Below are 12869 nucleotides of genomic sequence, written 5' to 3'. Positions count from 1 at the left end.
TCATCCCATGTGGGGCGACCCATTGACGAGGCTTCTGTCAAAGCTGATGATTTCCTCATTATGGCTAGTTGCTCGGAGGGCACCATGTCTGAAACACGCGTGGCCGGAGCCGCCGTCGCGACGCCCCACCAGGACCTGCACAGTGAGCAGGGCGCCTTGCGCGGCGAACATCCGGGTCGGTCCCGAAACCCTGTGATCAAGGTGGTGGCCCTGGCCTGGCTGGAGTTCGAGAAGCCCGACCTGGACCGGGCCGAGGTCTTCGCCCTTGACTTCGGCTTCCAGATCGCGGCGCGCACCGAGAGCGCGCTGTGGCTGCGGGGCAGCTTCGCCGGCACCCCCTGCATGGTGATCCGGCACGGTCGTACGTCCCGTTTCGTCGGGCCGGTGTTCCGCGCGGCCGAGCGCGCCGACCTGGACCGGCTGGCGCGGGCGACGGGGTCGGCCGTACGGGACGCGGACGTGCCCGGCGGCGGCAAGGTGGTCGCCTTGCTCGACCCGTCCGGCTTCCCGGTGCGGGTCGTGCACTGCGCCGAGCAGTTGCCCGCGCTGCCCGAGCAGCGGCCGCTGCTCCTCAACTTCGGCACACAGCACCGTCGTACGAACGCCACCCAGCGCCCGCCCCGTGAACCCTCCCGCATCCAGCGTCTGGGTCATGTGGTTCTGGAAACACGGGTGTTCAGCCGCGCCCTGGACTGGTACCTGGACACCCTCGGGATGATCGTGTCGGACTTCCTGTTCCTGGACGGGCAGCGCGGTCGTGGTCCGACGATGGCGTTCATCCGCTGTGACCTGGGCAGCGTGCCGGCCGACCATCACACGCTGGCCATGCACCTGGGGCCGGGCACGGGGTATGTCCACTCCGCCTACCAGGTCACCGACCTGGACTCGATCGCCGCCGGCGGCGAGTACCTGAACGAACGCGGCTACCAGCGCAGCTGGGGCATCGGCCGGCACATCCAGGGCAGCCAGCTCTTCGACTACTGGCGCGACCCGGACCACTTCATGCTGGAGCACTTCGCCGACGGCGACCTGTTCTCCTGCGACATCGAACCCGGCTGGGCGCCGCTGTCGGCGAGCGGGCTGGCTCAGTGGGGGCCGCCCGTCACCCGGGACTTCCTCGGCGCCAGCCCGTCCCCCGCCAAGGTCCGCGAGGTGCTGCACGCCCTGCGCGGCGACAACGAACTCGACCCCGCGCGTCTGCTGGGCCTGATGAAAGCGATGAACTCATGAGCACCAACGTCCTGCGCACCGCCGACGGCTGGTGGGCCGTCCTCGGCGACCGTGCCATCCGTGTCGACACCAAGGCCGTCACCACCGCCGAACTGCTCGCCGACCGGGCCGCGGTGTGCGAGGCCGCCGCGAGCGGCGAGGTGGGCACGCCCGTCGCCGACCTGGTCGCACTCTCCCCGGTCACCACGCCGTGCCGGGTCGTCGCCCAGATGGTCAACTACCGCAGCCACGCCCGTGATTCGGGCTTCACCGGCGACATCCCGCCCGCCTTCTTCCGCAAGGCGTCCGGCTCGGTCAGCGGCCCCGGCGAGGCCATCGTCCGGCCCTCCCACGTGAAGTTCCTCGACTACGAGATCGAACTCGGCCTCGTCATGGGCGCACCCCTGCCCATCGGCACAGTCGTCGATGAACGCGACCTTCCCTCGTACGTCGCCGGACTGGTGATCACCAACGACGTCAGCGCCCGCGAGGTCCAGCTGACCAAGACGCAGTTCTACGAGAGCAAGTCGTACCCGACCTTCACGCCCACCGGCCCGTACCTCTCCCTTCTGGAGCCGGAGGACTTCGCCCATCTCCTCGATCTGCGGCTCAAGTTGTCCGTCAACGCCGAGCTGCGCCAGGACCGCACCCTCGCCGACATGATCGTCCGTCCGGCGCAGGCACTCACGCTGCTGGCCCGCTTCCAGACCCTGGACGCCGGCGACCTGTTGCTGACCGGCACCCCCGGCGGCACGGCCCTGAAGGCACCTCCGAAGCCGGTCGAGAAGATCGGCGCGCTGCTGCCGCCCGCGCTGAAGTGGAAGGCGTTCTTCAAGGCCCAGGCCAAGAACCCCCACTACCTGCACGCGGGCGACGTCGTCACCGCCACCATCGCCACCCCGGACGGCCGGATCGACCTGGGTAAGCAGCGCACACCCGTGGCCGACGCGCACTGAGACCTGAAGTGAGCCGCACATGACCGCCAACCAAGCCGCACCCCCGGACGTCGCCGAGCACGTACAGGTCGTGGTCGTCGGAGCCGGCCCCGTGGGCGTGACCGCAGCCCTGCTGCTCGCCCGGCGCGGGGTGCGTACCGTCGTCCTCGAACGCCACCGGGACGTCTACCCCCTGCCTCGAGCCGTCGCCATTGACGACGAGGTCCGCAGAATTCTCCAAGCCGCCGGAATCGCCGACGAGTTCGCCGCCGTCACCCGTCCCGCGCGCGGGCTGCGACTGCTGGACGCCCGGCACCGCACGATCGCCGAGTTCCGGCGCTCCCCGCAGGGACACCACGGCTACCCGCAGACCAGCATGTTCGACCAGCCCGAACTGGAGCGGCTGCTGCGGGACGCGCTGGCCGCCCGCCCGGAGTGCGAACTGCGGGGCGGGGTCGAGGTCACGGCGGTCGAGCAGCGCGCCGACGGATCGGTCCGCGTCACCTACCGCGACGACGAGGGTGAACACCTGCTGCGCGCCGAGGCCGTCCTCGGCTGCGACGGCGCGGGCAGCCTCACCCGCACCGCGATCGGGGCGAGCTGGGAGGACCTGCGCTTCGAGGAGCACTGGACCGTCATCGACGCCACGACGAAAGCAGCCGTCCGCTCCTGGGAAGGCATCGAGCAGGTCTGCGACCCGCACCGCCCGGCAACCTTCATGCGCATCAGCGAGGATCGCTACCGCTGGGAGTTCCGGCTGGGGGAGGGAGAGGAACTCGACGACGCGCGGCTGCGCGAACGGGTCGCCCCCTGGGTGGACCTGACCCGCGTCGACGACTTCCACGTCGTCCGCAAGGCCCAGTACACCTTCCGGGCGCGCGTCGCCGACCGCTGGCGCCAGGGCCGGGTCTTCCTGCTCGGCGACGCCGCCCACCTCACCCCGCCGTTCGTCGGACAGGGCCTGTGCTCAGGTCTGCGGGACGCCTACAACCTGTCCTGGAAGCTAGCCCGTGTTTTGCGACAGGGTAGCGACGAGCGGCTGTTGGACACCTACGAGCGCGAGCGCAAGCCGCACGCCCGCCACGTGATCCGCCTCGCGGTGGCCACCGGCTGGGCCATGACCGGCGGCCAGGACCGCGCGGCCGCCCTGCGCCACGTCGCCGTCGCCACGGCCTGCCGCATCCCAGGCGTGACGGGTCTGGCGAGCCGGGACCTCAGCCGCCCACTGCGCATCGGTCCGCTGATACGCCGCAGCCGGCTCGGCGGTACGTACTGCCCGCAGCCCCGCGTGACGGCCGAGGACGGGCAACAGGTCCGCTTCGACGACATCCTCGGCGATCCCTTCGCCGTACTGACCGCGGTGCCACTGCCGCCCGCACTGCGCGCGCTCACCGACGGACTCGGCGCCCGGGTCGTCGACGTCCACGGCTCGGGTGATGACGGCACCCTCGCCGCCTGGCTGCGCGCGGGCCGTGCCGATGCCGTCCTGCTGCGCCCCGACCGCGTCGTCCTGGACGTCGTCCCGGCGGGCGGCGGCGCCTTCACGGACACCGCCGCCTGGGCGCCCCTGCTGTGCACCACCCGCGGGCCCGCCGCACAGCCCGTATCCACCTCCCTGCCGAGGAGCATCGCGCGATGACCACGCCGTACGCCAACCCCTTCTGGAGCCCGGACCCGGAGTCCGCCGCACGCAGCCGGATCGCGGACTTCGGCCGCTGGGCAGCCCGGCACCAGGGCCTCGAAGCCGACCTCACCGACTACTCCGCCCTGCACCGCTGGTCGGTCACCGACCTGGAAGGCTTCTGGGGCGCGGTCTGTGACTACTTCGCCATCGACGCGGACACTCCGTACGAGCGGGTCCTGGCCGAAGGGACCATGCCCGGCGCCCGCTGCGCGTCCGGCTTGGTCGGCAGGGCCGGGCTGCCGTCGTAGGTGCAGGTCGTGGCACCCGTCAGCAACGGTGGCGGGCCGCCAGCTCCCAGAGGATGTGTCGCTGAGCGCGGCGTTCGGCGCCGAGGCGGGCGTAGTGCTCGATCAGGTCGGGGTTGTCCACGGCTGACGGATGGGTCGATGCCGAGCTTTTCCACAGGGCGTGCCGCCAGCTGGGGCCCGTGTCCGGTTCCTCGGCGGTCAGCGAGGCCATTCCGCCGCCGCGCGCGGATCGGGTCGGTGGGGCTCGGTGTGGCGTGGGCGACGGTGACGTGCCCGTGCCCGTGGCCTTGCCGTCGCAGGTGACGGAGACGTCGTACGTGCCCGGGGTGGCCGTCGGGCGGGCCATCGCCTCGCCGCTCAGCGGATAGCCGGCGGCGAACAGTTGCGACTTGGCCGCCCCGGTCGTGCCGTCGCACCCCGTGATGCTCAGCTCTGTCTGAGCGCCCGGTGTGGCGGTACCGGGACTGACCTTGACCACACCGTCGGCGGTGACTGCCGCGGACGTGCTGAGTGCGAGGACGGTGACGGCGCCGCATAGACTGCGCCGGACTCGGGGTGAAGCATGGTGGACCTCCTGCGTCGAGCCGCGCTCGCAGGTCCGGGGTGCATGAGGGTGTGACCGTTCGGGTGGTTCACCGGGCCGGCCCGCACGCGCGAGTCAGATCAGATCCGCCAGGTCCGCGATCGAGTCCACGGTGTGCGGGGGGCGAAACGGGTACTTGCCGACCTCTTGCGGGGTCGTGAGGACCGGGTACGTGATCACCCCGGCCTCCGTGCCCGCGAGGACCTCGTGTCCATCAGGTCGCCGATCATCGCGCTGGTCTCGGAGGTGTGGTTGCCCGCGACGTACGGCGCCTTGCCCGTGGCCTTCGTGATCAGTGCCGCGACCGCGCCCGTCGCGGGGAGCGGGCCTTCGAGGGAGGGACCCGTATCGTCCGGATTGGTGCAGATGAAGCGTGCCACCGCACGTCGTTCCACAGCCTCAGGTGGTGCCGCGCCAGCGCAGAACCTCCAGGGCCGCGCCGACGTTGACGACGTCTTGGGACAGGGGGCGGGGCAGCAGGCGGTCGGCTAGCGCGAGGCGCCGCAGCAGCGTGTTGCGGTGGATGTAGAGCCGCTGAGCTGCGTGGGAGGCGTTGCACTGGGCGGCGATGAAGACCCGGGCCGCATCGCGGATTTCGGGATGGGCCTGGGCTAGGTCGCCCAGAACGCGCCGGATGAAGCCGTCGGCGGCCGCCACATCCGAGGTGGCGAGGGCGACGAGTTCCACCTCGTCGTGGGTGGCCAGTTGTTGTGGTGAGGCAAGGCGGGCGAGCATGCGTTGCACGGTGAGGGCATCGAGGTGGCTGCGCCGAAAGCCTGCCAGGTCCTTGCCGGTTGTACCGATCGCCACCCGCACGCTTGGTTCGGCTGCCAGCGCTTGGTGCAGGGCAGGCGCTTCGGGTGGGGTGTGCAGCCACATCCAGCGGGTGGCGTCGCCGGCGAGCACGGTCAGGGCCCGCGGGTCGGCGGCGGACGTGATCCGGTCGCATACCCGGGTGAAAGCGGCAGGATCGGCCGGAGCTTCCTCGCTCCAGAGGATGAGGGCGGTGTGGTGTCCCGTCAGCCGGTAACCGAGGCGTTGTTCGGCCCGAACGGCGGGGATCGGCGCTCCGTGCAAGAGCAGACTGACCGTCTCGCGACGCTGGGCGTGGGTGGCCTGGGCGAGTTCGTCACGTTGCTTGGCGATGAGTTCGGTGATGCCTGCGATGGTGTCGTCGATGAACGCGGCGATTGAATGGCAGGAGAGGTCGAGGAGTTCACGCAGTTCGTCGGTGTCAGCGGTCAAAGAGAGGCAGATGCCGGTCCACCGCCGGATCGCAATGGCCTGGCCGACCCGGTAGGCGTCCAGTGTCGTCTGGTTGAGCCCTCGTTGCACCAAGTCGCGGGCAATGCTCACCGGTTCCTCGTCGAGGTTCGGGGAAACCCGCTCGCCGGGCTGGTCGATGTTGGCCAAGGCCCAGAAGCGCAGGTTGGACCGGTTGGCGCGACGGACGGAGGCGATCAGGACCGGGTCATCGCCGATCTGGTCCCGGTGCGGGCCCGCGAGAGTGGCCTCATCGAGCTCGCGCAGCCACCCCTCAGGCGGGTCCAGGGCCTGGCGTGCGCCTTGACGGATCAGTTCACGCACACGCGGCGACGGCAGCTTCCATGACACGCCCACAGTCTAACCCGGCAAGGGCATTTTGCCTCATAGCCCGAGGGAACTGGTGCAATTTGTGCCTGGAGGCTGCGCCGTACAGGCGCTGACAATGACCACAGACCGCCCTGCACGGCTACGCCAGGAGCTGACCCATGTCCGCGAATACCTCTGCCCCCACCGCGTTCGACGTGCTGATCGTGGGCGCAGGCATCTCCGGGATCGGCGCCGCCTACTACCTGCAGCGCGAGCATCCCGGGCGCAGCTTCGTAGTCATCGAGGCGCGCGGCGCCCTGGGCGGCACCTGGGATCTGTTCCGCTATCCCGGTATCCGCTCCGATTCCGACCTGCACACCTTTGGGTATGCGTTCAAGCCGTGGCGCGACAAGGACGCAATCGCTGACGGCGACAAGATCAGGTCCTATCTGCAGGAAACTGCGGCGGAGAACGCCATCGACCGCCGCATCCGCTTCCACACCAAGGTGGTCAGTGCCCACTGGTCCTCACAGCATGGTCGATGGACCGTCGTGGCGGAACGCACGGACACGGGGGACCGGTCGACTCTCACCTGTAAGTGGCTGTTCGGTGCCGCCGGCTACTACCGCTACGACGAGGGCTTCACCCCGCAGTTCACCGGGCGCGAGCGCTTTCGCGGCCGGATCGTCCACCCGCAGCATTGGCCACAGGATCTCGACTACGAGGGCAAGCGCGTGGTCGTCATCGGCAGCGGCGCCACCGCGGTCACCCTGGTGCCGGCCATGGCCCGCACTGCGGGACACGTCGTCATGCTGCAGCGCACCCCGAGCTACATCTTGCCTGTGCCGCCCGGTGACAAGATCGCCGACGGTCTCAAGAGGGTTCTTGGCGAGAAACGCGGCCATGAGCTCGCCCGGCGCAAGAACATCCTGCGCCAGGCCGCGCTGTGGAGTCTGTGCCGGCGTTTTCCCCGCACGGCACGGCGGCTCATCCGCCGGGCCAACGTGAAGCTGCTGCCCGAGGGCTATCCGGTCGACGAGCATTTCAATCCGCCCTATGAGCCGTGGGATCAACGGCTGTGCGCCGTGCCCGACGGTGACCTGTTCCAGGCGCTGCGCCGCGGCGATGCCACGATGGTGACCGACCGGATCGAGACGTTCACCGAGAGCGGACTGCGTTTGGTCTCGGGCCGTGAACTGGCTGCGGACATCGTGGTCACCGCCACCGGTCTCAACGTCCAGGCCATGGGCGGCATCTGCCTGAACGTGGACGGCCGGGCGATCGAGTTCGAGGACACCGTCGCGTACAAGGGGATGATGTTGTCCGGGGTCCCCAACTTCGCCTTCGCGGTCGGCTACACCAACTCCTCATGGACGTTGAAGATCGGCCTGCTGTGTGAGCACTTCTGCCGCCTGCTCACACGGATGGACGAGGAAGACTTCGACATCGCCTGCCCCGTGATTAGCGATGCGCAGATGCCGCTGCGTCCCTTCCTCGACTTCCAGGCCGGCTACATCCGGCGGGCCGTGGCCCGGTTGCCCAGGCAGGGCGACCGCGCGCCGTGGCTGACCTCCATGCACTACGGCAAGGACGTCAAACTGCTGCGGAAACTTCCGGTGGAGGACCCGGAACTGCAGCTGACCCGCAGCGCAGGCCATCGCCATGCCCCCGCAGTATCGCCTCAAGTGGAGGTGTGATGGCTGTGCCTTTCAACCGCTTCGATTTCACGGCCGGTACCGCGATCGTCACCGGCGCGGCCAGCGGCATCGGCGAACAACTTGCCTACCTCCTTGCCCGCAAGGGCAGCGATCTGGCGCTGGTCGACCGGGACGCCGCTCGCCTCGAGCAGGTGGCCGAGGCCGTGGCTACAGCCACGACTGTCACGGTCACCACCTATGTGGTAGACCTCGCCGACCCAGGCGCCGCCCGCCGCCTGGGTGAACAACTCGCCGCTGAGCACCCCGACACCCGCCTGCTGATCAACAACGCGGGTGCCACCCTGGGTGGCACGTTCGACGATGTCAGCGCCGAGGAGTTCGACTGGCTGCTCGCGGTCAACCTGCACTCCGTAGTCACCTTGACCAGGGCGTTGCTGCCGATTCTGCGCTCGCGCCCCGGCTCCCATCTTGTCAATGTCTCCAGCGTGTTCGGTCTGGTCGCACCGGCCGGTCAAGTCGCTTACTGCACCAGCAAGTTCGCGGTGCGCGGCTTCACCGAGGCGCTGCGCGCCGAGCTGACCGGCCAGGTGGGAGTGACCGTGGTGCATCCCGGGGGCGTCCGCACCCGTATCGCCGAGAACGCCCGGGTCGCCGCCACGCTCGACCAGGGCGCGCAGCGCACACACGACGCGGCGATCGCCCGAATGCTGACCTATCCGCCCGATCGGGCCGCCGTAAAGATCCTTGAGTCCATCGCACACCGCCGCCCGCGCACCCTCATCGGCATGAGCGCCCGTCTGCCCGACCTGCTCTCCCGGCTCAGCCCCGGCTTCCTTACCCCCCGGCTGCTGGAAGCCCACCGCAAGCACTCCACCCGCCGCGCCTGACCGACCCGCACCCCTGGGAGTGAGCCGTGCCCCATCTCGACTGGAAGCCGGACCTGCTCGACGGCTACCACCAGCACACCTTCGACCTCGGACCGGACCCGGACGGCGAGGGCACTGCCACCGCAGTCCTGATCCGCCGCAACCCCGGCCCGCACCGGAACCAGCGCACTTCCACTCGGGCAGCCGTGCTGTTCCTCCACGGGTTCTCCGACTATTTCTTCCAGACCGGCCTGGCCGACTTCTTCACGGCCCGCAGTATCGCCTTCTACGCGCTCGACCTGCGCAAATGCGGCCGCAGCCGGCTCCCGGGGCAGACCCCCCACTACACCAGCGACCTCGCCCTGTACGACCGAGAGCTCGACCTTGCACTGGACGCCGTCGCCCAGGAGAACCCGGGCCGGCCGGTGCTGCTGGGCGGCCACTCCACCGGCGGACTGATTCTGCCGCTATGGCTCGACCGCCGCCGGGCCGCAGGCCGCACCGAGCCCGTCCGCGGTCTCATCCTCAACAGTCCCTGGTTCGACCTGCAGGGCACCGCAGCCCAGCGCGGCCCGGTCACCCAGCTGCTGCGCCTGGCCGCCAAGGCGACGCCGCTGCGCGCGCTGCCGCTGTCGGCCAGCACCGTGTACGGCGACACATTGCACCAAGGCCGCGGTGGCGAATGGGACTTCGACCTCGACCTCAAACCGCTCGCCGGCTTCCCGGTCACCGTCGGCTGGCTCAACGCCGTCCGCCGCGGCCACGCCGCGTTGCACCGCGGCCTCGACGTCGGCGTCCCGTCGCTGATCCTGCGCTCGGATCGCAGCCACCTCTCCCGCCAGTACTCGGAATCGAGCGAGGGCGCCGATCTCATACTCGACGTCACCCAGATCGCGCGCTGGGCCGGCTGCCTCGGCCACCACACCACCGTCGTCCCTATCCCCGGCGCCCGCCACGACGTCTTCCTCTCCTCACCCCGTGTCCGGGCGCACGCCTATGACACGGTCGACACCTGGCTGCAACAGCATCAACCCGCCTCCTGCTGATCGGCCTCGCGACCAGACGACTGGCGATCGACCAGCGTCTCGAGGCCCAGACGCAGGTCAGGGCCGCTTTCGCCATACCGCGGCCCACCACCGGAAATAGTACGGTTGCGTTTCTCCCACCCCCGGCCTACCGTTTGGTACGAAACCGTTCCGTTCTATATGGAGATTCGATGACCGGCGACACGACCCCCGGCGCCCCGGTCCGGCGCCCTCGGATGACACCGGACCGCGAGCTGGAACTGCTCAACGCGGCGCTGGAGGTGTTGCGCGAGGCGGGCTACGAGGCGCTCACCATGGACCTGGTGGCGACCCGGGGCCGCTGCAGCAAGGCCACGCTCTACCGGCAGTGGGGCAGCAAAGAGCACATGGTCGCCGCCGCAATGCACGCCGCCCGGCCGGTGGACCTGGCCGAGATCGACACAGGGTCCCTGCGCGGCGACCTCCTGGCCTTGGGTAGGGAGGCAGCGGCACACGCCGAGAAGAATACGGAGCTGTTCGCCGCCATGGCGCACGCGATCCTGGGTAACGAGGAGCTCGCCACCGTCGTACGCACCACGTTGCTCGAGCCGGAGAGCCGCAACTTGGCGCGGTTCGTGGAGCGGGCCGTCGAACGGGGAGAACTGCAGGAGTGGCCGCCGGGTGCGGAATTCCTGCCGCAGCTGATGTTCGGGGCGGTCATGTCACGCCAGCTCTTCGACGCCACTTTCGCCGACCGGGACTATGTCACCCGCTTCATCGAGCACGCGATCCTCCCGACGCTGCTGTCCTGATCTCCATTGCCCCTCACTCCTTCCCGCACGTTCTGGAGCAACTCCCCATGTCCCACGCAGCAAACGGCGTCTCATCCGAGGCCCCCACACCTGTCCGGCCCGACCGGAAAAACCGCCACCGCTGGTGGATCCTCGGCGTCATCGGCATTGCCCAGCTGATGGTGGTCCTGGACGGCACCATCGTGAACATAGCCCTGCCCTCGGCCCAGCAGGACCTGGGCTTCACCGACGGCAACCGGCAGTGGGTCATCACCGCCTACGCACTGGCCTTCGGCAGCCTTCTGCTGCTCGGCGGACGCATCGCTGACCTGTTCGGCCGCAAGGTCACGTTCTTGGTGGGGCTGCTCGGCTTCGCCGGCGCCTCCGCTCTGGGCGGTGCGGCCACCAGCTTCTCGATGCTGGTCGCCGCCCGTGCCGGGCAGGGCCTGTTCGGAGCGCTCCTCGCACCGGCGGCACTGTCGTTGCTGACCACCACGTTCACCGACGGAAAGGAACGCGCCAAGGCGTTCACGGTCTTCGGTGCCATCGCGGGTGCGGGCGCTGCCGTCGGTCTGCTCCTGGGCGGTGTACTCACCGAGTACCTCGACTGGCGCTGGACGCTCTACGTCAACCTGTTCTTCGCCGCCATCGCCTTCGTCGGCGGAGTCCTGCTGCTGACCCGCGACGTCCGCGACAAGGGATCCAAGCTCGACATCCCCGGCACGATCCTGGTCTCGAGCGGCCTGTTCTGCCTGGTCTACGGCTTCTCCAACGCCGAGACGCACGGCTGGAGTTCGGTAGCCACCTGGGGCCTCCTCCTGGCCGGAGCAGTCCTGATCGGCGCGTTCGGCTGGTGGCAGACCCGCAGTGCCCACCCCCTGCTGCCCCTGCGGGTCCTGCTCGACCGCAACCGCAGCGCCTCCTTCCTTGCCATCCTGATCAGCGGCGCGGGCATGTTCGGCGTCTTCCTGTTCCTGACCTACTACATGCAGCAGACCCTCGGATACACCCCGGTCAAGACCGGCCTCGCGTTCATGCCGATGGTCGCGGCGCTGATGCTCACGACCGGACTCGCCAACAACATCCTCCTCCCGCGCATCGGCCCCAAGCCGGTCGTGCCCCTCGGCATGGGCCTCGCCGCAGCCGGGCTGGTCTGGATGACCGGACTCGACCTGACCAGCGGCTACGCCGCCCACGTGATGCCCCCGCTGATCGCGATGGGCCTCGGCCTCGGCCTGATCATGGCCCCGGCGATGAACCTGGCCACCTCCGGCATCGCCGCCGAGGACGCTGGCGTGGCCTCCGCCACCGTCAACACCATGCAGCAGATCGGCGGTTCCATCGGCACCGCCCTGCTGACCACGCTCTCCGCGAGCGCGGCCACCGACTACCTGACCGGCAAGAATCCCAAGGACCCCGCTGTGCTCGCCCACTCCGCCCTGGAGAGCTACTCCGCCGCGTACTGGTGGTCCGCCGCGTTCTTCGCCGCCGGCCTGGTCCTGAGCGTTCTGCTCTACCGCCGCGGCGTACCCAAACAGGATGAGAACGCCGCGCCAGTCATCCACATGTAGCCCTTCGGACGGAGCCGCGGATAGTGGACGCGGCCTCCGGGCAGCGCCGGGCCAGGGGACGGGCACGGCGCTGTCCCTCGCAGCGCCCGTCGGATGGATAGGACCGCAACGTCGTAGTGTCTGCCGCCGCTCCCGGCATACGTTCGTGCATCGCCGTGGAGCACCTCGGGGAGGGCTGACGGGAGCGGTCACTATGTACGGCGAGCCGTTCGGTGGTGGGTTAAAAGGGGAAGAACTGCACGGGAAGCACAAGGCCCACGGCCGGCTCTGTCTCGCGCTCACCGACGAACGTGGCAACCTGATCTGGTTCTCCACCGCCCGGCCCGGCCGGTTCGGCGATTTCGTCACCACCCGCCACCACAAGATTGCGCAGCACCTGCGGGACGCCGGCCTCGGTTTCGTCGGCGTCGACGACAGCGAGCAGCCCCAGGACGGCCCGGTGATCTCATGGCCGCAAAGCCACCCGCAACCACCGCCTCACCACCGCGGAGAAGGAAGCGAACCGGCTGCTGAACAGCGAACGCGCTGCCGTCGAGCACGGCTTCACTGACCTCAAGAACTGGCGCGTCCTGGCCAAGCTTCGTCCATCAGGGGCTGCTTGCGGTGCTGCGGAGCTGGGCGCGCTGTGTACCCCGGCGCCCCGCGCAGTGTCGGCGCGAGGCACTTCAACTCTTACACCTCGCAGTCCGGTTGGGCCCAACGGGGCCCACAGGGCATGTCCGGCCGGCCCGTCCTAGCCTCCAAGATC

At 69.4% G+C, this 12869-nt stretch carries 11 protein-coding genes and 2 pseudogenes; 10 read left to right on the top strand and 3 right to left on the bottom strand.

From position 1 onward, the window contains the following. Positions 1–84: 84 nt before the first annotated feature. The 4 genes and pseudogenes from ACGF5T_RS25015 to ACGF5T_RS25000 form a co-directional block, all read left to right on the top strand. Positions 85–1230, top strand: a complete 1146-nt coding sequence (locus ACGF5T_RS25015; RefSeq protein ID WP_366767521.1) for a VOC family protein — start codon at positions 85–87, stop codon at positions 1228–1230. Then, positions 1227–2165 carry a fumarylacetoacetate hydrolase family protein gene (locus tag ACGF5T_RS25010; protein WP_366767520.1) on the top strand — a complete coding sequence of 313 codons (939 nt, stop codon included), beginning with the start codon at positions 1227–1229 and terminating at the stop codon, positions 2163–2165. Before ACGF5T_RS25015 ends, ACGF5T_RS25010 begins: the two co-directional genes overlap by 4 nt. Before the next feature lie 19 nt (positions 2166–2184). Further along, entirely contained in the window at positions 2185–3783 is a 1599-nt protein-coding gene (locus ACGF5T_RS25005) for a bifunctional 3-(3-hydroxy-phenyl)propionate/3-hydroxycinnamic acid hydroxylase (RefSeq protein ID WP_366767519.1), read from the top strand. Continuing rightward, positions 3780–4046 (top strand): annotated as a pseudogene (locus tag ACGF5T_RS25000) (acetyl-coenzyme A synthetase N-terminal domain-containing protein); the annotation flags it as partial. The gene ACGF5T_RS25005 and the pseudogene ACGF5T_RS25000, both read left to right, overlap by 4 nt. A gap of 49 nt (positions 4047–4095) precedes the next feature. On the opposite strand, the gene ACGF5T_RS24995 reads toward ACGF5T_RS25000, so the two are convergent. The 3 genes and pseudogenes from ACGF5T_RS24995 to ACGF5T_RS24985 all read right to left on the bottom strand — a co-directional run bounded on the left by ACGF5T_RS24995 (position 4096) and on the right by ACGF5T_RS24985 (position 6273). Next, positions 4096–4554, bottom strand: a complete 459-nt coding sequence (locus ACGF5T_RS24995) for a hypothetical protein (RefSeq protein WP_366767518.1) — start codon at positions 4552–4554, stop codon at positions 4096–4098. Between the two features lie 180 nt (positions 4555–4734). Further along, positions 4735–5036 (bottom strand): annotated as a pseudogene (locus ACGF5T_RS24990) (HAD hydrolase-like protein); the annotation flags it as partial. Positions 5037–5058: 22 nt separating this feature from the next. Further along, positions 5059–6273: a PucR family transcriptional regulator gene (locus ACGF5T_RS24985; protein WP_356606845.1), complete on the bottom strand. Its 1215-nt coding sequence runs from the start codon at positions 6271–6273 to the stop codon at positions 5059–5061. Between the two features lie 137 nt (positions 6274–6410). Here ACGF5T_RS24985 and ACGF5T_RS24980 point away from each other — a divergent pair, with 137 nt between their 5' ends. The 6 genes from ACGF5T_RS24980 to ACGF5T_RS24955 all read left to right on the top strand — a co-directional run bounded on the left by ACGF5T_RS24980 (position 6411) and on the right by ACGF5T_RS24955 (position 12671). Then, positions 6411–7928 carry an NAD(P)/FAD-dependent oxidoreductase gene (locus ACGF5T_RS24980; RefSeq protein ID WP_366767517.1) on the top strand — a complete coding sequence of 506 codons (1518 nt, stop codon included), beginning with the start codon at positions 6411–6413 and terminating at the stop codon, positions 7926–7928. After that, complete coding sequence (locus ACGF5T_RS24975) at positions 7928–8776, top strand: SDR family oxidoreductase (protein ID WP_366767516.1); 849 nt, start codon at positions 7928–7930, stop codon at positions 8774–8776. The genes ACGF5T_RS24980 and ACGF5T_RS24975 overlap by 1 nt, the downstream gene beginning before the upstream one ends. A 26-nt stretch (positions 8777–8802) precedes the next feature. Then, positions 8803–9801, top strand: a complete 999-nt coding sequence (locus ACGF5T_RS24970; RefSeq protein WP_366767515.1) for an alpha/beta hydrolase — start codon at positions 8803–8805, stop codon at positions 9799–9801. A 170-nt stretch (positions 9802–9971) separates the two neighbouring features. Then, positions 9972–10571 (top strand): TetR/AcrR family transcriptional regulator, encoded by a 600-nt coding sequence (locus tag ACGF5T_RS24965; RefSeq protein ID WP_366767514.1) that lies wholly within the window; start codon positions 9972–9974, stop codon positions 10569–10571. Between the two features lie 47 nt (positions 10572–10618). After that, positions 10619–12121, top strand: coding sequence for an MFS transporter (locus tag ACGF5T_RS24960; protein ID WP_356606855.1), 1503 nt, complete (start codon positions 10619–10621; stop codon positions 12119–12121). Positions 12122–12314: 193 nt separating this feature from the next. Beyond that, positions 12315–12671 carry a hypothetical protein gene (locus ACGF5T_RS24955; RefSeq protein WP_366767513.1) on the top strand — a complete coding sequence of 119 codons (357 nt, stop codon included), beginning with the start codon at positions 12315–12317 and terminating at the stop codon, positions 12669–12671. The last annotated feature ends 198 nt before the right edge of the window (positions 12672–12869 follow it).

The sequence above is a fragment of the Streptomyces sp. NPDC047853 genome (assembly GCF_043204535.1).
Classification (GTDB): Bacteria; Actinomycetota; Actinomycetes; order Streptomycetales; family Streptomycetaceae; genus Streptomyces.
The sequence above is the reverse complement of the archived record's forward strand: the minus strand, read 5'-3'. Positions and strand labels throughout refer to the sequence as shown.

What these genes read in the sequence shown, in the direction of transcription:
- ACGF5T_RS25015 (WP_366767521.1), top strand. Translation starts at nt 85, where the DNA reads ATGTCTGAAACACGCGTGGCCGGAGCCGCCGTCGCGACGCCCCACCAG.
- ACGF5T_RS25010 (WP_366767520.1), top strand. Translation starts at nt 1,227, where the DNA reads ATGAGCACCAACGTCCTGCGCACCGCCGACGGCTGGTGGGCCGTCCTC.
- ACGF5T_RS25005 (WP_366767519.1), top strand. Translation starts at nt 2,185, where the DNA reads ATGACCGCCAACCAAGCCGCACCCCCGGACGTCGCCGAGCACGTACAG.
- ACGF5T_RS24980 (WP_366767517.1), top strand. Translation starts at nt 6,411, where the DNA reads ATGTCCGCGAATACCTCTGCCCCCACCGCGTTCGACGTGCTGATCGTG.
- ACGF5T_RS24975 (WP_366767516.1), top strand. Translation starts at nt 7,928, where the DNA reads ATGGCTGTGCCTTTCAACCGCTTCGATTTCACGGCCGGTACCGCGATC.
- ACGF5T_RS24965 (WP_366767514.1), top strand. Translation starts at nt 9,972, where the DNA reads ATGACCGGCGACACGACCCCCGGCGCCCCGGTCCGGCGCCCTCGGATG.
- ACGF5T_RS24960 (WP_356606855.1), top strand. Translation starts at nt 10,619, where the DNA reads ATGTCCCACGCAGCAAACGGCGTCTCATCCGAGGCCCCCACACCTGTC.
- ACGF5T_RS24955 (WP_366767513.1), top strand. Translation starts at nt 12,315, where the DNA reads ATGTACGGCGAGCCGTTCGGTGGTGGGTTAAAAGGGGAAGAACTGCAC.